At 59.8% G+C, this 23,354-nt stretch carries 26 protein-coding genes and 1 pseudogene; 23 read left to right on the plus strand and 4 right to left on the minus strand.

Annotated features, from left to right (window positions below):
* Together relB and ACP15P_RS22410 are read left to right on the plus strand one after the other, a co-directional pair.
* Positions 1 to 233: type II toxin-antitoxin system RelB family antitoxin (relB, locus tag ACP15P_RS22405; protein WP_424930679.1), on the plus strand; the 233-nt coding region annotated here is incomplete at its 5' end.
* A gap of 83 nt (positions 234 to 316) precedes the next feature.
* A pseudogene (locus ACP15P_RS22410) lies at positions 317 to 840 on the plus strand (IS5 family transposase); the annotation flags it as partial.
* Between the two features lie 9 nt (positions 841 to 849).
* Here ACP15P_RS22410 and ACP15P_RS22415 read toward each other — a convergent pair.
* The gene (locus tag ACP15P_RS22415) at positions 850 to 1,821 is read right to left on the minus strand and encodes an IS481 family transposase (RefSeq protein ID WP_424930680.1); all 972 of its coding nucleotides are present in this window, start codon (positions 1,819 to 1,821) and stop codon (positions 850 to 852) included.
* Between the two features lie 106 nt (positions 1,822 to 1,927).
* On the minus strand, positions 1,928 to 2,863 hold the full coding sequence (locus ACP15P_RS22420) for an IclR family transcriptional regulator (RefSeq protein ID WP_424930681.1): 936 nt from the start codon (positions 2,861 to 2,863) through the stop codon (positions 1,928 to 1,930).
* Between the two features lie 593 nt (positions 2,864 to 3,456).
* Here ACP15P_RS22420 and ACP15P_RS22425 point away from each other — a divergent pair.
* From ACP15P_RS22425 to ACP15P_RS22520, 20 genes are all read left to right on the plus strand, one after another.
* Entirely contained in the window at positions 3,457 to 4,773 is a 1,317-nt protein-coding gene (locus ACP15P_RS22425) for an ABC transporter substrate-binding protein (protein WP_424930682.1), read from the plus strand.
* Positions 4,774 to 4,828: 55 nt separating this feature from the next.
* Positions 4,829 to 5,689 carry an ABC transporter permease gene (locus ACP15P_RS22430; RefSeq protein ID WP_424930683.1) on the plus strand — a complete coding sequence of 287 codons (861 nt, stop codon included), beginning with the start codon at positions 4,829 to 4,831 and terminating at the stop codon, positions 5,687 to 5,689.
* 16 nt (positions 5,690 to 5,705) lie between these two features.
* Positions 5,706 to 6,494 carry an ABC transporter ATP-binding protein gene (locus ACP15P_RS22435; protein WP_424930684.1) on the plus strand — a complete coding sequence of 263 codons (789 nt, stop codon included), beginning with the start codon at positions 5,706 to 5,708 and terminating at the stop codon, positions 6,492 to 6,494.
* A complete protein-coding gene (locus ACP15P_RS22440; RefSeq protein WP_424930685.1) occupies positions 6,491 to 7,408 on the plus strand; it encodes an ABC transporter permease in 918 nt (305 codons plus the stop codon). The genes ACP15P_RS22435 and ACP15P_RS22440 overlap by 4 nt, the downstream gene beginning before the upstream one ends.
* Positions 7,405 to 8,157 carry an SDR family NAD(P)-dependent oxidoreductase gene (locus tag ACP15P_RS22445; RefSeq protein WP_424930686.1) on the plus strand — a complete coding sequence of 251 codons (753 nt, stop codon included), beginning with the start codon at positions 7,405 to 7,407 and terminating at the stop codon, positions 8,155 to 8,157. Before ACP15P_RS22440 ends, ACP15P_RS22445 begins: the two co-directional genes overlap by 4 nt.
* A gap of 13 nt (positions 8,158 to 8,170) precedes the next feature.
* A complete protein-coding gene (locus ACP15P_RS22450) occupies positions 8,171 to 9,433 on the plus strand; it encodes a Zn-dependent hydrolase (RefSeq protein WP_424930687.1) in 1,263 nt (420 codons plus the stop codon).
* Positions 9,434 to 9,445: 12 nt separating this feature from the next.
* On the plus strand, positions 9,446 to 10,861 hold the full coding sequence (gene hydA / locus ACP15P_RS22455) for a dihydropyrimidinase (protein WP_424930688.1): 1,416 nt from the start codon (positions 9,446 to 9,448) through the stop codon (positions 10,859 to 10,861).
* Positions 10,862 to 10,875: 14 nt separating this feature from the next.
* Complete coding sequence (locus tag ACP15P_RS22460) at positions 10,876 to 11,901, plus strand: NAD-dependent epimerase/dehydratase family protein (protein ID WP_424930689.1); 1,026 nt, start codon at positions 10,876 to 10,878, stop codon at positions 11,899 to 11,901.
* A gap of 51 nt (positions 11,902 to 11,952) precedes the next feature.
* Positions 11,953 to 12,318 carry a RidA family protein gene (locus tag ACP15P_RS22465; protein ID WP_424930690.1) on the plus strand — a complete coding sequence of 122 codons (366 nt, stop codon included), beginning with the start codon at positions 11,953 to 11,955 and terminating at the stop codon, positions 12,316 to 12,318.
* A 3-nt stretch (positions 12,319 to 12,321) separates the two neighbouring features.
* Positions 12,322 to 12,972: an isochorismatase family protein gene (locus tag ACP15P_RS22470; protein ID WP_424930691.1), complete on the plus strand. Its 651-nt coding sequence runs from the start codon at positions 12,322 to 12,324 to the stop codon at positions 12,970 to 12,972.
* A gap of 279 nt (positions 12,973 to 13,251) precedes the next feature.
* The gene (locus tag ACP15P_RS22475) at positions 13,252 to 13,791 is read left to right on the plus strand and encodes a recombinase family protein (protein WP_424930692.1); all 540 of its coding nucleotides are present in this window, start codon (positions 13,252 to 13,254) and stop codon (positions 13,789 to 13,791) included.
* The gene (locus ACP15P_RS22480) at positions 13,788 to 14,714 is read left to right on the plus strand and encodes a DUF4238 domain-containing protein (protein WP_424930693.1); all 927 of its coding nucleotides are present in this window, start codon (positions 13,788 to 13,790) and stop codon (positions 14,712 to 14,714) included. Before ACP15P_RS22475 ends, ACP15P_RS22480 begins: the two co-directional genes overlap by 4 nt.
* Positions 14,711 to 15,385, plus strand: a complete 675-nt coding sequence (locus tag ACP15P_RS22485) for an HNH endonuclease (protein ID WP_424930694.1) — start codon at positions 14,711 to 14,713, stop codon at positions 15,383 to 15,385. The genes ACP15P_RS22480 and ACP15P_RS22485 overlap by 4 nt, the downstream gene beginning before the upstream one ends.
* An 80-nt stretch (positions 15,386 to 15,465) precedes the next feature.
* Entirely contained in the window at positions 15,466 to 15,732 is a 267-nt protein-coding gene (locus tag ACP15P_RS22490; RefSeq protein ID WP_424930695.1) for an antitoxin, read from the plus strand.
* An 8-nt stretch (positions 15,733 to 15,740) separates the two neighbouring features.
* Positions 15,741 to 16,040 carry a type II toxin-antitoxin system RelE/ParE family toxin gene (locus ACP15P_RS22495; protein ID WP_424930696.1) on the plus strand — a complete coding sequence of 100 codons (300 nt, stop codon included), beginning with the start codon at positions 15,741 to 15,743 and terminating at the stop codon, positions 16,038 to 16,040.
* 140 nt (positions 16,041 to 16,180) lie between these two features.
* Positions 16,181 to 17,446, plus strand: a complete 1,266-nt coding sequence (dcm, locus tag ACP15P_RS22500) for a DNA (cytosine-5-)-methyltransferase (protein ID WP_424930697.1) — start codon at positions 16,181 to 16,183, stop codon at positions 17,444 to 17,446.
* On the plus strand, positions 17,446 to 17,919 hold the full coding sequence (locus ACP15P_RS22505) for a very short patch repair endonuclease (RefSeq protein ID WP_424930698.1): 474 nt from the start codon (positions 17,446 to 17,448) through the stop codon (positions 17,917 to 17,919). Before dcm ends, ACP15P_RS22505 begins: the two co-directional genes overlap by 1 nt.
* Complete coding sequence (locus tag ACP15P_RS22510) at positions 17,897 to 19,117, plus strand: type II restriction endonuclease (RefSeq protein ID WP_424930699.1); 1,221 nt, start codon at positions 17,897 to 17,899, stop codon at positions 19,115 to 19,117. The genes ACP15P_RS22505 and ACP15P_RS22510 overlap by 23 nt, the downstream gene beginning before the upstream one ends.
* A gap of 66 nt (positions 19,118 to 19,183) precedes the next feature.
* Complete coding sequence (locus tag ACP15P_RS22515) at positions 19,184 to 19,921, plus strand: AAA family ATPase (protein ID WP_424930700.1); 738 nt, start codon at positions 19,184 to 19,186, stop codon at positions 19,919 to 19,921.
* A complete protein-coding gene (locus ACP15P_RS22520) occupies positions 19,918 to 20,229 on the plus strand; it encodes a hypothetical protein (protein WP_424930701.1) in 312 nt (103 codons plus the stop codon). Before ACP15P_RS22515 ends, ACP15P_RS22520 begins: the two co-directional genes overlap by 4 nt.
* Here ACP15P_RS22520 and trfA read toward each other — a convergent pair.
* Positions 20,226 to 21,218: a plasmid replication initiator TrfA gene (trfA, locus tag ACP15P_RS22525; RefSeq protein WP_424930702.1), complete on the minus strand. Its 993-nt coding sequence runs from the start codon at positions 21,216 to 21,218 to the stop codon at positions 20,226 to 20,228. The two genes, ACP15P_RS22520 and trfA, sit on opposite strands and share 4 nt — an antisense overlap.
* 275 nt (positions 21,219 to 21,493) lie before the next feature.
* Complete coding sequence (gene mobV, locus ACP15P_RS22530) at positions 21,494 to 23,038, minus strand: MobV family relaxase (protein ID WP_424930703.1); 1,545 nt, start codon at positions 23,036 to 23,038, stop codon at positions 21,494 to 21,496.
* A gap of 232 nt (positions 23,039 to 23,270) precedes the next feature.
* Here mobV and ACP15P_RS22535 point away from each other — a divergent pair.
* Positions 23,271 to 23,354, plus strand: an 84-nt coding sequence (locus ACP15P_RS22535; protein WP_481736478.1) for a type II toxin-antitoxin system RelB/DinJ family antitoxin, incomplete at its 3' end; no start/stop codon positions are given.

Consider the following 23,354-nt stretch of genomic DNA (forward strand, 5'->3'; position numbering starts at 1 on the left):
CCGATGCGCTGGCCGGTGTCGGCCTGACCCTGTCCGATGCGGTGCGTATCCTGCTGACCCGCGTAGCAGCCGAAGGCGGTATGCCTGCCGGGCTGACCGCAGACCCGGAGGCATACGATGCCTGGTTCCGGGCCAAGGTGCAGGAGGCATTGGCCGATCCGCGCCCGACCAAACCGCACGACCAGGTGATGCGCGAAGCGCGCGCCCTGATTGACGGGAAGCGCCGTGCCTGAACTCGAATGGAAGGCCCCGGCGGTCGCGGACCTGATGGCGATTGTCGATTACATCTCGGACGACAATACGCGTCCATCGCCCCGGCCTGGCAGCCGAGCACGGCGAGACAAAGACGGTGATGATCGATGCGACCTACCTGAAGGCACATCGCACCGCGTCCAGCCTGGGCGCGAAAAAAGGGGGCGCGGTCGCCTGATCGGGCGAACCAAGGGCGGCATGAACACCAAGCTGCATGCCATCTGCGACAGCAAAGGCCGCCCGATCAGCTTCTTCGTCTCCGCTGGCCAAGTCAGCGATTACATCGGGGCGCGGGCGCTGCTCAGCAGCCTGCCAGATGTCGACTGGCTGCTCGGAGACCGGGGCTACGACGCCGATTGGTTCCGAGAAGCACTGCAGGACAAAGGGATAAGCGCCTGCATCCCCGGCCGAAAACAACGCAAGACGACCGTGAAGTACGACAAGCGACGTTACAAACGGCGCAACCGCATCGAGATCATGTTCGGCAGGCTCAAGGACTGGCGCCGTGTCGCAACCAGATACGACCGATGCCCGAAGGCCTTCTTCTCCGCCATCGCTCTGGCTGCAACCGTCATCTATTGGCTATGAGTCCTGAGCCTAACTGTCACGTCCCGGAAGGTAGTAAGGCTGTTTCCTGAACAGCGTCGGCTTGAGTTTGTGCCAGTCTTTCATCGCCCGCAACGGCGTCTTGCTGCCCAAGGCTGACTGCGGAAGCTGCTGGTTGTAAAGCCAGACGTAGCGGTGCAGCGTCGCCACCAGTTCCTCGCCTGATCGGAAATGGTGGCTTTGGAGGACCTCCTCGATCCGGCCATTGAAGCGTTCGACCATACCGTTGGTCTGAGGGGACTTCGGCGGGGTCAGGCGATGGTCGATCTTGAGGGCGGCGCAGAGCGTGTCGAACTCGTGGTCGCCCGTAGCGGCGCGCTTGCGCAGGCCGAAAAGCCGATCCGTGAACTCTTTTCCATTATCCGTGAGCACCGTGCGGATGCGCATCGGGCAGGCGCGCTCCAGGTCACGCAGAAAGCGCCGCGCATTGGCTGCCGTCTTTGCGGTGAATACGCGGATGAACACCCAGCGCGTCGCCCTGTCGATCGCAACGAACAGGTAGCGGCGGCGGCTCTCATCTGCCATCTGCGGCAGGTATTTCACGTCGATGTGGATGTAGCCGGGCTCATAGGCTTTGAAGGCGCCGTGCTTCGGCTTTGGTGCTTTGGCCTTCAGGTCTCGCAGGTTGCCCACGCCATGCCGGCGTAGGCAGCGGTCCAGGCCAGAGCGTGAGGCATTCGGGTTCAGGAACTCGCGTACCACAGCCAGAAGGTCATCAAGCGATACCAGCAGCGTCGTGCGCAGGGCCACCGCCACAGCCTCCTGCGCGGGCGACAATGTCGTCTGAAGCCGGTGCGGCGTGTGGCTGCGATCCTGGACGCTGTCGCGGTGCCGCCATTTGTAGACGGTCTGTTCAGACGTCCCGTATCGCTCTGCCAGAACCGAGGCCGGTTCGTCACTTGCCTGGATGGCCGACCGAACCTTGGGCGTCGTCGTCGCTTGACTATGAAGATTGATCAGCATGGTCGCTCTCCGTCCCGAACGTCCCTCAGAACCGATCTTGCCATGAACAGGGCTGAGCGCCGAGGGGAAACATGATCATCCGGGATGGAACACCTAACCACTTTGTTCAGCGGACTATCCTGAATTCGGCGGGCACTGTGGCAACAGACTGTAGATGGATATGGTCGATTGCTTTTCGTAGCTTGGCACTGATTTCTTGATAATTGAAATCATGTTCTCTGGACAGAAAAGAGCAACTAGCAATATAAACCACCTCACCGTTTCGATCAAAAATTGGCATAGCGATAGCGGTCAAATTATCGCTCAGTTCATCTATGCTCAAGGCATATCCACGCTTGCGCGTAGCTACCAGTTCATCTTCGATCTGCTTTCGGGTCATAGGCGTGAAATCTGTATATTTTTTAGGCTTCCATTCCGCAAGATGCTTCTGGATGCGTTCCTTTCCTGACCACGCAATCAGCGCTCGCATGTGAGCAGATGCGTTGTGGGGAAAGCGGTGGCCAACAGTATAGAAAGCATCAATATATCTGCGGCAACGGAAAGTGTCGATTACGACGAAAGAGCCGTCTGTTAATGGCTGCGCTAAAACGCAGGGAAGGTCGAGCTGATCAACGAAATCACTTAGGCAAACCCTAACGGTCTCCAAGAGTGGAGAGGTGAACAGAGAAGATAGATCGGATATTGCGCTTGGCAGAAGTTTATATGTCTTGTTTCGGTCATCGAATGCTAGCCATTCAAAATATACTAGAGTACGAAGAATTGAATGGCAGTGACTTTTGGTCAGATGCAGTGTGCTTGATATCTCAGCTAGAGTTTGAGCATCGGGCGCCTTGCTGTTGAGGTAAGATATTACCATCAAAGAGTTGGCTAGGGCCGGAACCGTCCCTTTGGGATGCTTGAGGGAGGTAGCGTTATCTGAAGTTGTTAGTTCGTTTGCGCGAGAATGAGCCAATGGCGAACGTATCATGACTTCCCGCATAGCGTTTGTGTGATCCTTTTCACGCAAACGCTCGACCAAGCTTAGTTCATCTTCTTTCGACATTTCAGTTTAACCTCGTCTTTGTGTATCCTGCTGGATTGGCTTGGCAGAAGAGAAATTTTTATGAGTGGGCTTTGGCAAGCCTCGTTGTCCTCCGTCCAGCGGTGAATGTAGCTCGGCTGGGGTTTGCGCTAACTGGCTTGGGCAGAGCAATCTCCGCCCCGCGAAGCGTTCATCTTGCGTAGCGGCAATTGCTCTGCCTGCGCGTAGTTCGGCCGGGTCTCAGTAGACCAAGGTCGAGTGTGCGTTGTTCGCCCGGCTTCAATACGAACGCCTTCAGAACTTCCGTGAACGTTCATGTTTATATCTGGTCCTGCTCCCCTTGGAGTCCGCGTTCTTTTGTTCGCTCTGTTCAGGCTTTGGTCCTCTACTGACCGTTGGTGATACTCCCACGGGGTGACCCCGTCGATGCTCATACGTGGGTCTCCTCAAAGAGCAGTTACTACGCCAGAAGCACAAAAATTAGGACAGTTCCGGTGCTTATCGACCCTATTTTTGCTTCAGTTAGGAAATTCCTTGACTCATCCTGTATGCCCATACTTATACTCCACAGAGTACAACGTACTCCAACAAGAACAGCTATGTCGAGGACACCTATGTCTAACAGGAAAAAAAAGAAGGAAAAAGCAGGCATGAAGCGCCGCAGCTTTCTTACGGCCAGTGCTGCTGCCGGCGGCGCGCTATTACTGCCCAAAGCATATGCACGTGCCCAGACCACGCCGACGATCCCCGACGTCAACGTCCGTTTCGGCGGCTTCGCGGTCACCAACCACGCCTGGACGGTTCTGGCCTCGCAAAAAGGCTTCCTTGGGGATGTCGGCATCACGATGGATGGCGGCGCGCCGCGTGCTCTACTGGAAACACAGGTAGTGCCGTCGCTGATGAACGGTGAACTTGACATTACCAGTTACTGGTTCGGGCTCGCCATCCAACAGCTCGACCGGGTTCCAAACCTGCATCCGATCCTTGTCTATAGCTATTTTCGTGGCAACACGATCGTGGGAAGACCTGACCTCTACAAGTCGGTGGATGAGTTTATTGCAGAAGGTATGGACTGGCCAGAAGCCTCTGCAGCTGCAGTTGAACAGATGCGCGGAAAGCGCTTTGCGATCACCGCCAGCCCTTCGACTTACCCATGGAACGAGTTTGCGCTGGGCATGGGCAACATGAGCATGGCTGACATGGAAACAGTGCCTGTAGAAGATCCGCGGGCCGTCCAACTTGCAATCTCGAACAATGTGGACTTCGCGGCGCCAGGCGGCGCCGTTCAAGTTTATCAGTTGCAGTTCCAAGCTGGTTGGAAGCCGATCATCAGCACACGCCAAATGCTAGAGCACATGCCTAGTGGGGCCGGATCACCACTGAACAGCCTGCTCAATTATGATTTGATTCAAACCACTACTGAGTATCTAGAAAATAATCGCGACACGGTCTTCCGGTTCGTTAGTGCGATGTACAGAACATTGGACTACATTTTTGGTGAAAGCCAGATGCAGGCGCTGAACGAGTACGCCCCCTTCATCAACGCCCAGACCGGAGCACAGATGGATGCGGACTCGATCAAGTTCATCTTCGAAGACCTCGACCCGTTCTTCCAGTGGAAGGACCAGTCGGAAGTCTGGGAGAACACGGACAGCCCGTTGCATTATCGCAACATCTACAGCTACCAGATCGACCAGTTCGTCCAACAAGGCACGATCCCAGATCAGGACTATGACCTCGACGAAATATTCCGCGCCAAGAGCATCTGGCAGGAGATGACCGAGATGAAGACCCGGACCGAGCGGATGCTGGACAGCATCACCGGAGAGGTCGGTCCCGAACGGCAGGTGCTGCTGGATCAGGCGCGCTTCCACTACGACGGGTTCAATTTCCTCGACGCCGAGCGCTTCGCCGCGGCCGCGACCGCTTGAACCTGACACCCACCGGCCGCCCGCACGGCGGCCGGATCAGCCTTGCGAGGGTACCATGGCCAACACGTCCGACCTTTCGGACCCGCACCGCAGCCACAGCCGGGGCCGTTTTGGCCTGCTGGTGCCGGCGGGCGGTCTGCTTCCCCTTGATCCCACCAAGCTGGTCGGGGTCGTACTTTTCTTCGCCGTCTGGTATCTGGGTCACGTCCTGATCGGGCCCTACCTGCCGATGCCGCATGTCGTCATCGGAACGGCTTTGCGTAACCTTGTCTCCTCGGCCTATTTCGTCGGGATCGGCCTGCCGGAAGGCGGGTACATGCCGCATCTGCTGTCCACGACGCGCACCGCGATGCTAGGCTGTCTGGTGGGCGGCGCCATCGGCATCTTGTCCGGCCTGCTCAGCGCGCATTCTGCGGTCGTCTATCAGATCACGCGGCCCGTCGCCGCCTTTCTGGGAACCATCCCGATCCTCGTGGCCGCGCCGTTCTTCCTGATTTGGTTCGGCGTGTCGGATTTGGCCAAGATCGTGCTGGTCGCCTTCTATTCGGCGGTGGCGCTGCACATCAACGCGCTGCGCGCGGTTGAGATCTTGCCGCCGCACTACCTCGACTATGCCCGCACGCTGGGCGCCGGTCATGGCACGGTGTTCTGGCGCATCTCATTCCCCGGCTCGGTGCCGCAACTGTTCGGCGGTCTGCGTAACGCGCTGGGCGCCGCGTGGGGGCTGGCCGCGATCACCGAGATCCTCGGCACCCAGCACGGGCTTGGCCGCGTTATCATCGCCACGTGGAGCGTGCAGGACATCACCACCATGATGGGCGGCCTGTTTCTTCTTAGCCTGATCGCCGTCGTCGCGGACGCCATCCTGATGGCCGCCCGGGCCCGCGCCCTGCGCTGGGCGGACACAGACACCTGACTGCAGGAGTAACCCTATGATTTCCGTTAATAACGCAAGCTGCGATTTCGCGCTGTCCTCGGGGCGCGAGGTGCGCGCCCTCGACAACGTGTCCGTCTCCATTCCCGACGGCCAGTTCGTCTGCCTTCTGGGGCGCTCGGGGCACGGCAAGTCGACGCTGCTGCGCTCGCTCGCCGGACTGAACCGGTTGACCGGCGGCGCCATCACCGTAGACGGGCAGACGGTCGCGGGACCGGGCGTGGACCGCGGCATGGTGTTTCAAGAGGATACCGTCTTTCCGTGGATGACCGTGCGCCAGAACGTGACGTTCGGCCTGCGCGCGCAAGGGCGCGCCGCCAAGGAATGCCATGATGAGGCCATGCGCTGGCTTTCGGCGGTCGGGCTGGCCGATTATGCCGATGTCTGGCCCAAAGAGCTGTCGGGCGGGATGCGAAAACGCGTTGCCATCGCCACGGCCTTCGCGAGCGGTGCGCCGATCCTGATGATGGACGAACCCTTCGGCCCGCTCGACTATGTGACCCGGCGCGATCTGCAGAACCTGCTGATCGAACTGTGGCAGACCACAGGCCGCACCATCGTTTTCGTCACGCACGATATCGAGGAATCGCTGGTTCTGGCCGAACGCATCGTGGTGCTGCGCCATGGCCGCGTGGTCGATGACATCGACGTCGACCTGCCGCGTCCGCGCGACGAGGAAGTCCGTGCCAGCGCTCGCGGAGTCGTGATTTCCAAGGCCATCCTCGGCGAATTGGAGATTGAGGGCGCCCGCGCGGCGCAAGTCGTACCACAAGGGACCCCGGCATGACGGGAAGGTTCCGCAAAGCCCTGCACGACAATTGGATCAGCATCCTGACCGTGCTGGCGTTGATCGCCGGGTGGCAGATCGCGGGGATGCTATCGCCCACCAGCCCGCTGCGGGAATCGCCCATCGTGCCGCCTTGGGAGTTCATCTTCGGACGCGCGCTGATCGGGCTTTCTGATTACTGGCGTATCGACCTGTGGGCACCGGTACCGCAGTTTGGCGGGCAGCAGACGCTGTTGGGGGCCGTGCTGGCGATCGGCTTTCATTCCGCGCTGACGCTGTTCCGGCTGATCGCAGGGCTGTGCCTTGGCGCCATCGTCGGTACGCTACTGGGTCTTGCCCTGTCGTGGTCCGAACCGGTGCGCCGCTTGCTGGCGCCCACGCTGCACCTTGTGCGGATGATCCCACTGCTGGCGCTCGTGCCGCTGTTCCAGTTCTGGTTCGGCTCCTCGAATATGAGCGCCATCGGTTTTGTCGGCTATGGAGTGGGCGTCATATATCTGGTGGCGACTGTGAACGCAGTGTCGAACGTGCCGTCCCGCTATGTCGAGGCGGCCCGCACCATGGGTGCGTCGAAGCTGCGCACCTACCGCACCGTGATCGTCCCCGCGATCCTGCCAGAGCTGTTCTCAAGCATCTTCCTGACCCTTGGCCTTGCGTGGTCGGCGGTGATCGGGGCCGAGTTCATCGGCGTCGAAAGCGGGATCGGACGGATGATCATCTGGTCTGACTACTTCAGCAACACCGGGCGCATGGCGCTAATTACGCTGATTATTCTTGGATACGCCATGATCAGCTTTGCGCTGGTCGCACGGCTTCAGGCTTGGGTTCTGCGGTGGCTACCGCAGCAGGGGCAAAGCCGGGGCAGGGCCGTCGCCCGCGGGGGTGCCGCAGCAGAGAAAAGGCAGAAGAAATGAACCGACTGAACGGAAAGACGGCGCTCGTGATCGGTGGATCGACGGGCATCGGAGAAGCTGTTTGCCGGCTGTTCGCGGCCGAGGGCGCCAAGGTGGCCGTGGCTGATTTCGGTCGGATCGAGGCCCGCGACGGCGTCGTCGCCGCGATCCGGGACGCGGGGGGTGAGGCGATCGGGCTGGAGTGCGACGTCACGCTTGAGGCGCAGGTGAGTTGTGCGATCGAAGCCACGATCAAAGCCTTCGGCCCGCTGGATATCCTTGTAAATAACGCCGGTGTCAGCGCGTTGGGGGAGCCCTTCGCCCAACAAGACTGGGACGACTGGCAGCGAGTGATCGACGTCAACCTGCGCGGCGTCGCCTATGGCATGAAACATGCCCTGCGCCACATGCATCCACGCGGAACGGGCCGGATTATTAACACCGCCTCGCAACTTGCGCACAAGCCCGCACCGGGCAATGCCAGCTACTGCGCTTCCAAGGCTGGGGTTGTCGCCCTGTCCGTGTCTGTTGCGCAGGAAGTCGCGGCATCGGGGATCACGGTGAACTGCGTATGCCCGGGCCCGACCGATACGCCCCTGTGGCGCGCTTCGGACCCGGAATGGAACGAATGGAAACTGTCCACATTGCCGATCCGCCGGATCGGAACCGTTGATGAGATCGCCTGGGCCTATGTGTACCTAGCCTCGGACGAGGCTGCGTACATGGTCGGGCAATCTGTATCGCCCAACGGCGGCGACGTGATGTGGTGAACTGGAGAAAGACATGAAAACCGATAACACCAGCAACGCGCCGATGATTGAGATCGATCCGCAGATGGTCGAGCGCTACATCATGGATCTGGCCGCCTTCGGATCGGACGGGGGAACGGGAGTCTCGCGCACCGTCTATTCGTCCGAATGGGTCGATGCCACCGCTGCCTACGAGGCATGGTGCACTGAGGCTGGTCTAGAGGCCCGCCGCGATGCGGTCGGAAACATCTGGGGGCGGCTCGAAGGCAGTGAGGGCGGCAAGTCGATCGTGTCCGGCTCTCACATCGACAGCCAGACGCCCGGCGGGCGCTATGACGGGGCGCTCGGGGCGCTGAGCGGTCTGATCGCGCTGCGCGTGCTGCGCGAACAGTTCGGTACGCCCAAGCGTACGCTCGAATGCATCGCTTTCTGCGAAGAGGAAAGCAGCCGCTTCCCCTCGGCCAATTTCTGGGGGTCGCGTGCGATCACCGGCAACATCACCCCTAAGGATACCGAGACCGTCATCGGTTTCGACGGCGTTCCGATCGGCGACGCCATGCGCGCGGTCGGGCTGGACCCGGCCAAGATCCCCGAGGCGGAGCGCGACGACATCGACGCCTTCATCGAACTGCACATCGAACAGGGGCCGATCCTTGAACATGCCGACCTGCCCGTCGCGGTGGTCACCGGCATCACCGGCATCCGTCATTATGAGATCACGCTTACCGGCACGCAGAACCATGCCGGGGCCTTCCCGATGGACCTGCGCCGCGACCCGATGGCTGGCTTCGCCGAGATGGCCACCGGCTTGATCGACACGGCCAATCGCTGGGGGCGGCCCGCGGTCACCACCGTAGGCCGCGTCAATGTTGTGCCGAATGCCACGGCGATCATCCCCGACAGTGTGACATTCACGCTCGACACGCGCCATCCCGACCCGGAGCGCTGCGCCGAGTTGCACGCGACGCAGGAACGCCTGATGCGCGAGGTCGCCGAACGCCGCGGGCTGGGTATCGAATTCCGCGTGATGATCGACCACGCTGCCTGTCCCTCGGCCCCCGATCTTGTGACCGCGCTGGACCGCGCGGCCAAGGGGCAGCAGGTGCCGGTGATGCACATGGCCAGCGGCGCCGGGCACGACAGTCAGCAGATGGCCAAGATCACCCCCATCGTTATGCTGTTCATTCGCTCGAAAGACGGGCGCAGCCACACGCCGGACGAGTTCTCTTCCATTTCCGATATCGTCGACGGCATCCGCGTGCTGGCCGCTGCGATGTACGACCTTGCTTACGTCTGAAGGACCTATCCCATGTTTGACACCCTTATCGCCAACGGCACGGTCGTGACCGCCGATCACAGTTTCAAAGCGGATATTGGCATCAAGGACGGGCGTATCGCAGCCATCGGTTCCGATCTGGGCGCGGCCACGGAAGTGGTTGATGCGGCGGGAAAACTGCTGCTGCCTGGTGGGGTCGACGTGCACACGCATCTGGACTCGCCGGTGCATGATTTCTTCTCGGCAGACGATTTCGAAACCGGAACTATCGCGGCGGCCTGCGGCGGTACGACGACGATCATCGATTTCGTCCAGCAGGCGCCGGGGCAAAGCTTGTCCGACGCGATCGCGACCTGGGACAAGAAGGCGATTGGCAAGGCCTCCATCGACTATGGCTACCATATCATCATCACCGACATGACCGACGCGGTGTTCGAGGAACTGGCCACGCTGCCCGAGCGCGGCATTCCCAGCTTCAAGATATTCATGGCCTACAAGGGCGCGCAGATGGTCGACGACCTGACACTGATCCGCGCGCTTTGGCAGGCGCGGGAAAGCGGCGCGCTGGTGATGGTGCATGCCGAGAACGGGGATGCAGCGTATTTTCTGCAAAAACAATTTCTTGCAGCGGGAAAGACCGCGCCGAAATACCACGCCGAAACGCGCCCGCCGCGGGTCGAGGCAGAGGCCACGGCGCGGGCGATCGCGCTGGCCGAGATCGTCGACGCGCCGGTGTTCGTCGTGCACCTGACCTGCGAAGAGGCGCTGGAAGAGGTCATACGCGGCAAGGAACGCGGTGTCGAGGTGCTGGCCGAGACTTGCATCCAGTACCTGCACGCTACAAAGGACGATCTGGCGCGGCCGGGCTTCGAAGGGGCCAAGTTCGTGTTCACGCCGCCTGCGCGCACCGCCCATGACCATGAGGTGCTTTGGTCCGGGCTAGCGGATGGGGTCTTGGAGAATGTCTCTTCCGACCATGCGGCAGCGATGTTCAAGGGCGGCAAGGATCATGCCGGCACCGAGGATTTCACCCTTATCCCGAACGGCGGGCCGGGCATCGAGGAGCGGATGATGATGTTCTGGCGCGGCGTTCGCGAGGGTCGGATTTCGCAGGAGAAATTCGTTGAGCTGACGGCAACGCGGCCCGCGAAGGTCTTCGGCCTTTACCCGCGTAAAGGCGCGCTGGAGGTCGGCGCGGATGCCGACATCGTCCTGTGGGACCCCGAGGCGCAGTTCACCATCGCCAACGACCGGCTGCACCACAATGTCGACTTCACCAATTATGACGGTCAGGCGGTGCATGGCGCCCCCGATACCGTTCTGCTGCGCGGGGTGCGCGTTGTCGAAGGGCGCGACTGGGTCGGCGAAGTCGGGGCCGGTGTCTTCCTGCCGCGCGACCGGTTCCAGCGGCAGGCCGTGCCGCGCTCCATCGTCGACGCCGCGGAATGAGCGGGGCGGGAACGATGACGCCCCGAACGACACTTGTGACCGGAGCCGGGGGCTTCGTGATGAGCGTGTTCATTGCCCGGATGCTGGAGCATGATCCTGCGATGCGGGTGGTTGCCGTCGATGCCGCGCCGCCCGATGCGCTCGCCGCGGCCCTGTTCGCGCGCTTCGGGGAGCGGGTGGACCTCGTGCGCGGGGACGTTCGCGACCGCGCGGAGATCGAGGCGATCCTGTGCGCGGCCCGGCCTGACATCCTCGTGCATGGGGCCAGCGTCACACACGTGCCGGCGTGGGAGCTGTCGCGGGCGCATGATTTTATCGATGTGAATGCGGGCGGCACCATGAACGTGTTCGAGGCCGCTCGCGCCGTGGGTACGCTGCGCCGCGCCGTGCAAATCAGCAGTTGCGCCGTCTATGGGGGCGGCACGCCAGATCAGGCCGACCACGCCATTCGGGAAAGCGACCCGGCGGTGCCCGACACTTACTACGGCATCGGCAAGCTGGGGGGCGAGATGATCGCCCGCCGCTTCGGCGCATTAAGTGGTGTGCCGGTTGCCGTGATCCGGCCAACTCGAGTCTTTGGCCCGATGGAGCGACCGACTTCCGACCGGAAATTGATGAACCTGCCTTTTATGCTGGTTCAGGCCCTCCAAACCGGACAACCGGTTCGGATCAGTTGCCGTAGTCGCGGGGTCGCTGGTGACTGGATTAGCGCTGAGGATCTTGCCGAAGCGCTTTTGCGGCTTCTGGATACACCGGCTGCCACGGGCGTCTACAATATTGCCACGGGACAGCCGGCTGTGGTCGAGGATCTACTAGACGCGATCCCTGCTCCGGTGGTCTGGGTCAAGAATCCTGAAGAGGCTGATTTTGATCAGCCGGTAAGCACGGGCTCGCTGGGGGTCTACAACACTTACGCGTTGCGCAGAGCTACAGGCTGGTCTCCCCGGCCATTGGCCAAACAGCTTGCTAGCTATCTCGCATGGGCCGCTGCCGCTCCCGAACTGTTCCAGACGGCGGACGACCAGTCGCCATCCGTCTAACCTCCCGCCGCGCAGCCAATCATCCACAACACACAGACAGGAGTTCACTCTATGATCAAACGCCACAACACCAATGCCCGTATGTCACAATGCGTCGAAGTTCCCTTTTCTGGGCGCCTCGTGATGACAGCCGGGATCACCGCAGATGACACGTCGGGTGATGTTAAGGCGCAAACTGCTGAAGTTCTGGCAAAAATAGACCGAAATCTTGCCGTGGCTGGGACTGACAAGAGAGCAGCCTATGCCGCCTATATCTGGCTGCCTGACATCGCGGATTTTGACGCGATGAACGAGATCTGGGACGCGTGGGTACCCGACGGATCGGCCCCCACGAGAGCCTGTGTTGAAGCACGCCTCGCGAACCCCGATTTGAAAGTCGAGATTCAGATTCTCGCCTTCGTCCCAGCAGGAGCATAAGTGATGGACGGTGGATATCATGAGAATGTTCATGATCATTATCTGAAGCACGGCTTTGGCGGACGCGTCGGCTTTGGCGAACACCCCGCTTTGGTGGTGATAGATCTTGCTCAATCCTGGCTGGACGACCGATCGCAGCAAGGCTCTTCAGCTCTCGAACCGGTACTTAGTCAAGTGCTTCGAGTTCTTTCCAGCGCGCGAAGAGCAGAGATTCCAATCTTCTTCACTACAATGCAGGCGCAAATCATAGATTTGGCAGCACCTATCGCTCGTAAGCTTCCTCACATGGGGGCAACTCCTTTCGGAGAGGAAGCCAAAGCCATGGCCGAACTCGATCCACGTCTAGAGCGACGCGAAACAGAGGAACTCATAGTAAAACCTCGCGCGTCTGTATTTTGGGGGACTCCCTTTGAGGCCTACCTTACAGCGCACGGCATTGACACCCTGTTGATCACCGGGTGTAGCACTAGTGGCTGCGTACGTGCGACCGCGGAATCGGCGCATAATCGTAATTTGCACACTGTTGTTCTTCGTGAGGCTGTAGGTGATAGGTCCGCGATCGCGCACGAAGCTAACCTCACTGACATTGATCTACGCTATGCTGACGTCGTGAGTGTCGATACGGCCCTGTCCTATCTTGAGGCGATGCGATGAGAAAACGTGACGATCAGGGTGTTCTCTAAGCGCCTCGGTCGGTCAAGAGCCGATTTACAAGGTTCTTTATTCTGGCCTGTTGCCGGGCTTTGGGAAGGTTGGGCCATCCACTAAACTTTCATCCAACCGCGACTGGAGCCCGGTTGGTGTTTACGCTGATCGGCGATTGCGGTCGTTTCTGCCGCCCTGCCCGGCCCCACGCCAGATCAATCACTTAGATCGGACAAAAACCACCGGCAAAACCTTTGCGGTTTTGACAGGTTTTTGTCACAGTGAGCCATGATCATCGGATATGCCCGCGTCAGCACGGACTACCAGAACCTCGATGCCCAGACCGACGCCCTGACGGCGGCCGGTGCCGGGAAGATTTTCGCGGACACAATCAGCGGATCGAAGCGCGCGCGGGCCGAGCTTGACAGAATGCTGGACCAGCTTCGTGACGGCGACGTGGTCACCGTGACGAAATACGACCGGTTGGCCCGGTCCCTGAAAGACCTCCTGGAGATCGTGGAAACGATCCGCGAGCGCGGTGCCGGTTTCCGGTCCTTGGCCGAGGACATCGACACCACGACACCGGCCGGACGTCTGACATTCCACGTTTTTGCCTCCATCGCCCAGTTCGAGCGCGAGCGGATTTCAGAACGGACGAAGGAGGGGCTGGCGTCGGCGCGCAAGCGCGGCCGGATCGGGGGGAGGCCCCCTGCCCTCACCGCTGCTCAGAAGATCGAGGTGCAGCGCATGAGGGACCAGGAACAGCGCCCTGTCCCGGAGATCGCGCGGTTGTTCAAGGTCAGCGAAAGAACGGTGAGGCGAGCATGAGTTCCAAAGCGAAAGCTACGCGGCGATGCCACTGGGTGCCACAGGCCTACCTGAAGGGGTTCGCGGCCGACGACCGGAAGCCGCCGAGAATTTGGCGCTTGAGCAATCAATGTGGTGAAGCTGAGGTGAAGCGCATCGACAAGGTTGCGGTAAAAAACCACCTGTATGTTGTCACCGGCGAAGATGGACAGAGAGACGATACCCAAGAGAGAAGGTTTTCCGAACTTGAAAGATTTTTCGCCTCGAATCCGTGGTGCGCCCTTCAGACCGGATACGTAGATCTTTCCAGTCAAACCCTTCGCAAAATGGTGGCGCTGTTAGCCGCCACGGTGTTCGTTCGAAATCCTGCACACTTCAACCTTTCAAAGCGCATTCATCAATCTTTCGTCGAGGCGTTCTCGGGGCCTCTCGGCCTTCCGGATGCTGTCATAGTGGGAGGCCGACGTGTCGAGCTGGATCACTCGGCTTGGCCAGAGCATGCTAAGGCCTCCGAGGATGATCTGAAGCGCAACTGGTTCGACATGATGAATTCTTGTGGCGACGTCGCCCGGATGTTCCTGAATATGCGGTGGGCGATGGTGGCGTCGGAAGAGCCCGTTTTCATCACCTCGGATCAACCGATCACCTTCCTGCATCCTGATCTTCGGTTTCGCGGCATTCAGAACCCGCAGACTTCGGTGATATTTCCGATCAGCCCGACCCGTGTTCTTTGTATGGACCATCGACATGGGGAGCCGGACAACGAATACTATGCAGCTCAACACTGCGGTGCTGCGATCAACATGCTCGTCTGGCGCAATGCGCTTGAGTACATGTTTTCACCTCGGGATCCGCACGAGGTCTGCCAACAGATCCTGGCGCTGGAAGACGTGCTTCCGAACCTTCATGACGAAGTCCTGCCAAAGGGAGCAGACACGGTATGACCAAGAGGAAGACTCTTCCAAAACGCCTTGAGAAGACGATCTATCAGCAGTTTGGATCGAAGTGCCCTTTCTGCGGCGAGATGGATGTTTCGACCTTGCAGGTCCATCACATCGAGCCGTACGCCGTCATACCGGAGCATTCGACGGAGAACCTGCTTCTGACATGTGCCAACTGCCACCAGAAGATCGAAGATGGAAGGATATCGGCTCGAAAAGTTCATTTTGCGAAGTTTGCTGCCGAACAAACCACCGGCCTGAAATCGGAAGCACAAGGATCGGCCGGCGGAAACACGCTGACGGTATCGGGCGACAATCACGGGGTGGTGGCGAACAACATTTCCGTTCTGGCGCCGAGAGCGTCGGTGAGGGTCGCACCTATGTCTGGAACGATTTCGGCGGACTTTCTGCGACGAAATTACGCCAAGTATCTCATCGACCGATACCATGAGTTTAAGCAAGCCGAAGTCGGCAAGGGCAATGTCCGGTACGCCATCCTGTACAAGAGCATAGAGCGCCAGTTCGGAGCCAAGTGGGACAACCTCTCAATCGAGAAGTTCGATGCGTTGGTCGGCTACCTGCAACAGAAGATCGACGGAACCCGTCTCGGCAAGACCCGGAAGGCGCGCGGCCAAGGAAGATATTCGACATTTCAAGATCATATGAACAAGTAGCAGAACGTCGAGGTGGTATCGCGGAGCCAAAAAATACAACAAATGTTGTTTTGTGGTTCGATCTAGGTTATATTTTGCCCATGCCCAGACTCTCGATCGACATCACCCCCGAAGAGCACCAGAAGCTCAAGGCCATCGCCGCCCTCAAGGGGCAAAGCATCAAGGACTATGTCCTGAACCGCACTCTGGGCGAGGCCCCCGCCCTTGATGGCATGACTGAGGGCGAGGCGTTCAGTGCCTTGGCGGATTTCCTGAAGCCTCGGATCGAGCAGGCGCATCGCGGAGAGTTGTCCGCCAAGTCCATGGATGACATCCGGCGCGAGGCGCGCGAGCGGGCCGGGCTTTAATCGGCAGCATGAAGACGTATGATCTCACACTCGCCGCCGAAGAGGATCTGCGAGAAATCTGGCATTACACCTACGAGACGTGGGGGCTTGACCAGGCAGAGAAATATTTCGACCAGATCGAGGCTTGCTGCGAAGCCGTGGGTGAAGGCCGCGCGCGGTCGAGGTATTTCAATGAACTGCCCAATGATGTTCGCATCCACCGCTGTGAACACCACTATATCGTCTGGCTGGCAGGCGAGCGGCCGATCATCATCGCTATTCTGCACGAGCGCATAGATTTTGTGCAACGGCTGAAGGGTCGGCTGTAGCCCCCTGCCCTTCCGCGAAACCTCATGGGTCGTTAATGTGGCATTAGAACAAAAAGGGAACAATTACTAGAAACAGGGTTCCCAAATCATCTGGGACTCTTTATGACATATTGTCAAGAAATGACACAGAGGTATCGAGCATGAACGTCCACCCCCGCACCGAGTTTGCAGAGCTGATGGACCACGCCGGTCTGGGCATCAAGGAAGCAGCCGAACTGCTCAGCATCAACGAGCGAACCGTGCGGCGGCATATGAACGGCGAAGGCAAGCGCATAGACGCCCTCAAGTTGGAAAAGCTGCGCGAGGTCGCGAACTCACGCTGCGCCCAGGACCGGCCCGAAGGTTTCCGTTTTATCGACCTCTTCGCGGGTGTTGGCGGGATCAGGATTCCGTTCGAGGAAATCGGCGGGCGTTGTGTCTTCACCGCCGAGTGGGACCGGTTCAGCCGGGAGACCTACAAGGCCAATTTCCCGGAACCGGCCGACAGCGAACACATCTGCGCGGAGGATGTTCGGCCGTGGGCGGCCGAGCCGGAGAAGATCCCCGCCCATGACGTTCTGCTCGCCGGATTTCCCTGCCAGCCCTTCTCCATTGCCAGGGTCAGCAAGAAGAACGCGCTCGGCCGCCCGCACGGCTTCCTCTGTGACACGCAGGGCACCCTTTTCTACGATCTGGCGAAGATCATAGATCATCACCGGCCCCCGGCCTTCCTGCTGGAGAACGTGAAAAACCTGGAACGCCATGACGGCGGCAAGACCTTTGCCACCATCATGAATGTTCTGGAAAACGAGCTGGGCTACCGTGTGTTCCACCGGGTCATCAGCTCGACTCCGTGGGTGCCGCAGAAACGCGAACGCATTTTCATCGTCGGGTTCAAGGATCACAGCATCGGGTTTGATTTTGACCAGCTCGCGGTGCCCGAGGGCGACGGCCCGACGCTTGGCGCGATCCTCGATAAGGACGTTGATCCGAAGTACACGCTGACCCAGCACATGTGGACCTATCTTCAGGGCTACAAGGAGAAGCACCGCAGCGCCGGGAACGGTTTCGGGTACTCGCTGTTCGGTCCCAAGGATGTCGCCCGCACCTTGTCCGCCCGGTATTACAAGGACGGCTCCGAAATTCTGATCGAGCAGAAGGGCAATCGCCCGCGCCGTCTGACACCGCGCGAATGTGCCCGCCTCATGGGGTTTGAGAAACCTCACCGGACAGACTGGACTATCCCGGTCTCAGACACCCAGGCCTATCGCCAGTTTGGCAACGCTGTGGTCGTGCCGGTCGTGCGGGCGGTTGCGCAGCTGATGCAGCCGCGCATTTTTGAGGCCATGGTGCTGGATGGCCGCGAAGTCCCTGACACCGTGCAGGTGCAACTGCCCTTGCCCGAACCCGGCATAGCGGCAGAGTAATGCCTGCCGATATCGTCTCGGCCGCCACGCGGAGCCGGATGATGTCGGGCATCCGGGGCAAGAACACAAAGCCCGAGCTGGCGATCCGCTCGGCGCTCCATCGCGAAGGTTTCCGGTTCCGGTTGCACCGAAAGGATTTGCCCGGCTGCCCCGATCTGGTGTTCCCGCGTCATCATGCCGTTCTCTTCGTTCACGGTTGTTTCTGGCACGGGCACGGCTGCCACCTGTTCAGATGGCCCTCGACCCGGCAAGATTTCTGGCGGGGCAAGATCAAGGGCAACATGGCACGGGATGAGAAACAGCGCGCCGCCCTGCTTGATGCGGGCTGGCGGATCGCAACCCTCTGGGAATGCGCGATGAAGGGGCGGACCCGCCTGCCCTTCCCCGAGGTTGTCGAAGCCTGCGTCATGTGGCTGAATTCAGACAAAAGTCTTTTGGAGATTGAGGGCGATGAAACGCGGGCAGCTCGCTGATTATTTCGAAGGTGTCGGGGTCAAGCGGCTCTCGGCCGTGGATGCCGAGCCGAAGACATCAAACCAGCACGAGGTCGGGACGACCCGGAAAATGCGGGATGACTTCCTTGGCGAGGATCATCAGAAGAAGTTCGATGCGGTCTACGTCTGGCTGGGCGAAGACCAGGACGGCATCACTGCTGAAGGCTGGGCAACTCATTACGACGCACGGCTAAACAAGCCCAGAGCGGCGGAATGGCGGCTCTACTATCCCTCCAATCCGGTGACCGAGGCCATGCAGGCGGGTGACACCCTTTTCCTTGCAAAGGACCGGCACGGGCTCCTGTGGTTTATCGTGGCCCCTGAAGGATCGACCAGCGAGCAGCAGCTCTTCTGGCTGTTCGGCCTGCGCCCTGAGGGCCAGTCCTTCGTTTCCCGGGAGTTCACCGACGCGGAGCCGGAGCTCGACTTCGCCGCCCGGTATATTCTCGATGAGCTGGGGGTCGAATTCGAGGAACCCGAATCCGACAAGCTCGACAGCATCATTGAAAAGTTTGGTACCACTTTCCCGCCAACGGCCGTGTTCTCGCAGCTCGCACGGCTGACCCTGCCCGAGGTCCGGGCCGAGGACGGTCCCGACGCCGCGCTGGTTGCGTGGCTCGACCACGAAGAGGCCCTGTTTCGCCGTCTCGAACGCCGTGTCGTGGCCGAGCGCCTTGAACAGGGGTTTGTCACGGCCGAGGGCACGGACGTGGACGGGTTCATCAGTTTTTCTCTCGGCGTCCAGAACCGGCGGAAGTCCCGCATGGGCCATTCACTTGAAAACCACATCGCGGCGGTGCTCGATGCTTTCGATATCGCCTATGTCCAGGGCGCGATTACCGAGCATAATCACAAACCGGACTTTCTTTTCCCGAGTCTGGAGGCCTATCAGGCCGCTGCGGACGGCGATGCCGGTTTGACAATGCTGGGCGCGAAATCCACCTGTAAGGACCGGTGGCGGCAGGTGCTGGCTGAAGCCGCCAAGATTCCCCGGAAACATCTCCTGACACTGGAGCCCGGCATTACAGAGCCGCAGACGGCACAAATGGAGGCGTCTGGCCTTCAGCTTGTGGTGCCGCAGGCTATCCAGGCCACCTATACCGCTGCGCAGCAGGGCTGGCTCTGGTCTGTGGCGGGGTTCATCGAAGAGATCCGGGGGAAGCAGCCGCGGGTTTGATGCGCCAATGATAACTCTAGAGTTGCAGATATAGTTAACGTTGACGTTATCTCCAATTTTGATATCATGACTCGCATGTATGTCATTACCTTCGCAAACCCGAAGGGCGGATCGGGGAAAACGACTTCCGCCATGCTTCTTGCTGAACAGATCGCCCTTTCGGGCGGTCGGGTCTCCATCCTCGATCTTGATCCAAACGCCAATATTCTTGCCTGGTCCGAAGGCAGGAGGGCAGAAGGGCGCGATGTACCGTTTGCGGTTCATGCGCGTCCTCAGGCTGAGGACACAGTTGAACTGATTGATCAGCTTTCCGGCGAGACGGATTATCTGATCATCGACCTGGAAGGATCGAAGGACCAGATTGTCACCTTCGCGCTTTCCCGGACAGACCTTTGCATTATCCCGCTCGACGGTTCACCCATGGAGGCCCGACAGGCGGCCGCAGCCGTTCGGCTTGTGCAGACCACATCGAGCATGATCCGCGCGCCCATCTCGTATTCGTTGCTGTTCACGCGGACCAACGCGGCCTTCCAGACCACGGATGAGCGCGACGTGCGGCAGGAGATGGAGATCAACAATATCCCGACATTGCCGATCCGCATCGCAAAACGCGCGCCCTATACCCGCATCTTCCGCGATGGGGTGCTTCTGGCGGAATTGCCCGGCATCGTCACGGACGAGCACGAAGGCAAGACAGCGTCTGTTACGGACAAGGCCATGAAACAGGTGGCCGGAGCCATCGAGAACGCCCGTGATTATGCTCAGGCTGTCATTCATGCCCTCACGAAAGAGAGGGCAGCATGAGCAAGTACGGATTTGGCGGCGGTATCGAACTCCCCAAGCCCTCCGAGTCTTCAAAAACGCGGCCCAAAGTCGAACCGGGTTCTGTTGAGAAGGCTGTCGAGGCTGGCAAATCCCTAGGCTTTGTCAGCCGGGAAGGTTCCACGCGGCTGAAGCCCGGGCCGAAGCGCAAGGAGCCTCAGGACAAGGTGTCGATTCCAGGTCCAAAGCGTGTTGTCGATGAATTCCGGGCGTTTTGCCGGGAGCGTGATCTTACGCTCTGGCAGGGGCTTGAACTCTTGCTTTCGGAGAAGCAAAACGGTTCGGGCTAGGGACGGCCGCGTTTCTCGAAGACCTTCTTGCAGAACCCGATGAAGGCGGCGTTGGGGTTGCGGGGCGGTTCCGTCATCCACTCTCGCCATTCCTGTTCGAGGACATACACATCCCATCCCGGCGCAACAGCCCGCGCGTCATGGTAGGCTTCAGGATCGAGCCGCATGTGTGAGAGGACAGAGGGGGCGGTTCCGACCTGATCGCTGCGCCGGTTGGTGAAAATCACCATGTCGCGTTCCATCGCCACAGCGTAGTCGGGCATGTGGGCATGTTGCCCGTCCTGGCGCACGATACTCATGACCAGACGGCGAAACTCCTTTTCCGTGGAGCACGAGCCGCACTTGGCTTGCAACTTCGCCAGTCCGATTCTCCATTCCTTCTTTGCGCCGCAATGCTTGCGGGCAAGCTCATAGATGCGCCGCTCCAACGGTTTGCGCAGACGGAAATAGTCACGGTGCAAGGTCAGCACTTCGCGATGCCGGATGGCGTTGAACACCCAATCCGAAAGCCTGATTTCCACTTCCTGCATCCGTCCGTCGCGTGTCTCGCGAACGATCCTGAACCGGTCAATCAGTCCGAAACCATCGAACTCTTCCTTGCCGCCAGTGATAAGATTGGTCGTGATCACCGTACCCTGAAGGCGTTCCAGGGCGGCCCTGAGTTGTTCATACCCGCGCCCGTCCGTTCCTCGATTCGTAGCCTTCAGCAGGTCATATGCCCTGAAGCGAATGGTCGGGCTAACCTCTCGTTCCTCATTCAGGGCAGCAATGCACTGGCTGATGCAGTAGATCAGCACGTCACGATCATGGACCGTCGCCAAACCCTTCATCGAGGGCGTGATCTCGACGAAGTTCTGCCCGTTTTCATACCGGCGAATTCGCCGATCCGGTTTGGTCGATATCGAGAAGATCGGGTGTTCCATTGACGCCATGTCACCCTTCGGCGCAGCATCGAAGATATCGCAGACAAAGAAGTCCGCTTGCTGCATCCGGTCCGGCAGGAGCGGAGATCGAGAATTCGTGCTATCACCCACCATAGCTGCACATTCGTGCTTTCACACACCGGGGTCAAGCTTTTCGTGCTTTTACCCACCATCTTTCGTGTTATCACCCACCATCTTTCGTGCTTTCACACACCGTAGTATATGAAAGATTCATTTAATTCAGATAGATAAGCTGGACCATCTAGGGCGTAACACAGAATCTAACACATATTTAACACCCACGAAGATCGCGCAGCCTGTGGATAAGTCACCACGCCCGATCAGTGCCGAAGCCCTGGGTCTCGATGCTTCTGACTATACTCCGCATCTACAAGCCGCTCGATGATGCCAAGACGAACACCCGCATCGACATCAACGTCCCCATGATCGAAGTAGGCCAGCGCCAGGCTGAGCTGTTGCTGCTGAGAAAGATGATCGCCAAGGACGTCTTCCAGCACTGTCTCGTCACCCCGCTTGAGGGCCGCCAGCTGATCCTCTGAAAGAGAGCCTTCGATTTCCGCACGGAACGCCAGTCGTTCGTCCCGGCTGCTGAAGGGCGGATTGATCTGATCCTGCGCCAGATGAGCAAGAGCTTTCTGAACATGGGGGAGGGCGCGTGCCTCGATCGCGATGCGCACCGGGTCTTTCCGTTTCGCGACCTTGCCGTCCGCCATGGCGTCCAGTGTCAGGTCCAGCGCCCGGTCGAAGCGGGCCTGCTCCTCCGTCATCGTCGTGCCTTCCGGTACGACCCGGTCAAAAATTTCAGCAATCCTGTCGATCCGGTCCGGGGATCCGGCCGCATCCTTCAGAGCGCCCAGGTCCCCGTCGAGGATTTTCGCCTCCAGGTCGGCGTAGGCTTCGAGGGCTGCATTCGCCTCGGCGCCCCTGTCCGCCATTTCCAGGCTGGAAACCAACCGGGAGAGCGTTCCGCGCGCGTCATCGAGCTGGGCCTTGTAGCTCTGCTTCAGCTCCTGAAGGGAGCGGATCATCGACTGTGCGGTGTTCAGCTGCGCTTCCATGTCGAGCTTTTCTTCCCGCATCTTCATCTGGAGACCGTTGAGCGCGTCTGTGGCCGCCTCTGTCGCCCGCGCATGCCACTCGGCATCGCTTTCCTTTCCGCCGCGCAGGAGGGAGCCTCTGACGCGCTCAGGGAGGGCGACAGCGCCCTCGCCAGACATGTAGGCCCCATAGACCCGCTGCACGCGCTCGTGCCGCGCTGTGGAGCCCTTGATGCCGCGCCGAAGGCCGTGCTTCTCGCTGACCTTCTCCGCGAAGTCCGTCTGGAGGTCGGAGAGCGCCTTCTTGTTCCCCACGAACGACCGGCAGTTCAATTTCCCCCTGTCATCGAGGGGGATGGTCATCACCGTCATGTGCGGCGTGGTCTCGTCGCGGTGGATCATGGCCGAGAGGACGTTTTCCTTGCCGTGCCGGTTCTCGATCCAGCTGAGCGCATCCCGGAAATAGGTATCCTGTTCCTCCCTCGACATGGCCTTCATCTTCTCGGGCGAGCCGCCGATGAAGTATTCCAGACCGTGCACTGCGTTCGCCCTGATCTTCTCCGGAGCCAGTGCCTTCCACGCTGCCAGGACGTCCTTGCTGTTGTTGCCGCCGACCAGGATCGTGTTGTCCCTCGCCCTGTCCGGATCGGCATTCGGGGTCTCTCGTTCCCGGAAGGTGTGCTGAAGACTGGCCCCCATGTTTCCGAGCGTCTTGATCTTCGCGGTTCGCATGATGCCGAAGGATTTCCCATCGGCATGAAGGCCCTGCATGCTGCCCCGGACCCTGGACCAGCCTTCGTCAAGGAGCTTGCGGGGTTCTGCGGACATGGGAGCCTCCGGTTGAAGAAAGTGAGTATGTGTACTCACTAGACAATTTGATTCCGCGTCGCGCAACCAAATTGTCGTTCGCCCGCCAGAAGGCGGGGGAAACACATACTCACTTCCTTCAAGAGCACCGCCGAACGGCAAGCGGCTCATATCCATGTCGGACTTGCATGTATCGCAATTGAGATACATGATGGATGCCCAAGGAGGACATGCCATGCCCGCTCAAACCTCGATGCTTCACGTCCGCGTGGACGACCACCTCAAGGCACAGGCCGCCGATGCGCTGGCCGGTGTCGGCCTGACCCTGTCCGATGCG

Source organism: Amaricoccus tamworthensis (assembly GCF_049800875.1).
Lineage (GTDB): Bacteria > Pseudomonadota > Alphaproteobacteria > Rhodobacterales > Rhodobacteraceae > Amaricoccus > Amaricoccus tamworthensis.

What these genes read in the sequence shown, in the direction of transcription:
- ACP15P_RS22415 (WP_424930680.1), bottom strand. Translation starts at nt 1,821, where the DNA reads ATGCTGATCAATCTTCATAGTCAAGCGACGACGACGCCCAAGGTTCGG.
- ACP15P_RS22420 (WP_424930681.1), bottom strand. Translation starts at nt 2,863, where the DNA reads ATGTCGAAAGAAGATGAACTAAGCTTGGTCGAGCGTTTGCGTGAAAAG.
- ACP15P_RS22425 (WP_424930682.1), top strand. Translation starts at nt 3,457, where the DNA reads ATGTCTAACAGGAAAAAAAAGAAGGAAAAAGCAGGCATGAAGCGCCGC.
- ACP15P_RS22430 (WP_424930683.1), top strand. Translation starts at nt 4,829, where the DNA reads ATGGCCAACACGTCCGACCTTTCGGACCCGCACCGCAGCCACAGCCGG.
- ACP15P_RS22435 (WP_424930684.1), top strand. Translation starts at nt 5,706, where the DNA reads ATGATTTCCGTTAATAACGCAAGCTGCGATTTCGCGCTGTCCTCGGGG.
- ACP15P_RS22440 (WP_424930685.1), top strand. Translation starts at nt 6,491, where the DNA reads ATGACGGGAAGGTTCCGCAAAGCCCTGCACGACAATTGGATCAGCATC.
- ACP15P_RS22445 (WP_424930686.1), top strand. Translation starts at nt 7,405, where the DNA reads ATGAACCGACTGAACGGAAAGACGGCGCTCGTGATCGGTGGATCGACG.
- ACP15P_RS22450 (WP_424930687.1), top strand. Translation starts at nt 8,171, where the DNA reads ATGAAAACCGATAACACCAGCAACGCGCCGATGATTGAGATCGATCCG.
- hydA (WP_424930688.1), top strand. Translation starts at nt 9,446, where the DNA reads ATGTTTGACACCCTTATCGCCAACGGCACGGTCGTGACCGCCGATCAC.
- ACP15P_RS22460 (WP_424930689.1), top strand. Translation starts at nt 10,876, where the DNA reads ATGACGCCCCGAACGACACTTGTGACCGGAGCCGGGGGCTTCGTGATG.
- ACP15P_RS22465 (WP_424930690.1), top strand. Translation starts at nt 11,953, where the DNA reads ATGATCAAACGCCACAACACCAATGCCCGTATGTCACAATGCGTCGAA.
- ACP15P_RS22470 (WP_424930691.1), top strand. Translation starts at nt 12,322, where the DNA reads ATGGACGGTGGATATCATGAGAATGTTCATGATCATTATCTGAAGCAC.
- ACP15P_RS22475 (WP_424930692.1), top strand. Translation starts at nt 13,252, where the DNA reads ATGATCATCGGATATGCCCGCGTCAGCACGGACTACCAGAACCTCGAT.
- ACP15P_RS22480 (WP_424930693.1), top strand. Translation starts at nt 13,788, where the DNA reads ATGAGTTCCAAAGCGAAAGCTACGCGGCGATGCCACTGGGTGCCACAG.
- ACP15P_RS22485 (WP_424930694.1), top strand. Translation starts at nt 14,711, where the DNA reads ATGACCAAGAGGAAGACTCTTCCAAAACGCCTTGAGAAGACGATCTAT.
- ACP15P_RS22490 (WP_424930695.1), top strand. Translation starts at nt 15,466, where the DNA reads ATGCCCAGACTCTCGATCGACATCACCCCCGAAGAGCACCAGAAGCTC.
- ACP15P_RS22495 (WP_424930696.1), top strand. Translation starts at nt 15,741, where the DNA reads ATGAAGACGTATGATCTCACACTCGCCGCCGAAGAGGATCTGCGAGAA.
- dcm (WP_424930697.1), top strand. Translation starts at nt 16,181, where the DNA reads ATGAACGTCCACCCCCGCACCGAGTTTGCAGAGCTGATGGACCACGCC.
- ACP15P_RS22505 (WP_424930698.1), top strand. Translation starts at nt 17,446, where the DNA reads ATGCCTGCCGATATCGTCTCGGCCGCCACGCGGAGCCGGATGATGTCG.
- ACP15P_RS22510 (WP_424930699.1), top strand. Translation starts at nt 17,897, where the DNA reads ATGAAACGCGGGCAGCTCGCTGATTATTTCGAAGGTGTCGGGGTCAAG.
- ACP15P_RS22515 (WP_424930700.1), top strand. Translation starts at nt 19,184, where the DNA reads ATGACTCGCATGTATGTCATTACCTTCGCAAACCCGAAGGGCGGATCG.
- ACP15P_RS22520 (WP_424930701.1), top strand. Translation starts at nt 19,918, where the DNA reads ATGAGCAAGTACGGATTTGGCGGCGGTATCGAACTCCCCAAGCCCTCC.
- trfA (WP_424930702.1), bottom strand. Translation starts at nt 21,218, where the DNA reads ATGCAGCAAGCGGACTTCTTTGTCTGCGATATCTTCGATGCTGCGCCG.
- mobV (WP_424930703.1), bottom strand. Translation starts at nt 23,038, where the DNA reads ATGTCCGCAGAACCCCGCAAGCTCCTTGACGAAGGCTGGTCCAGGGTC.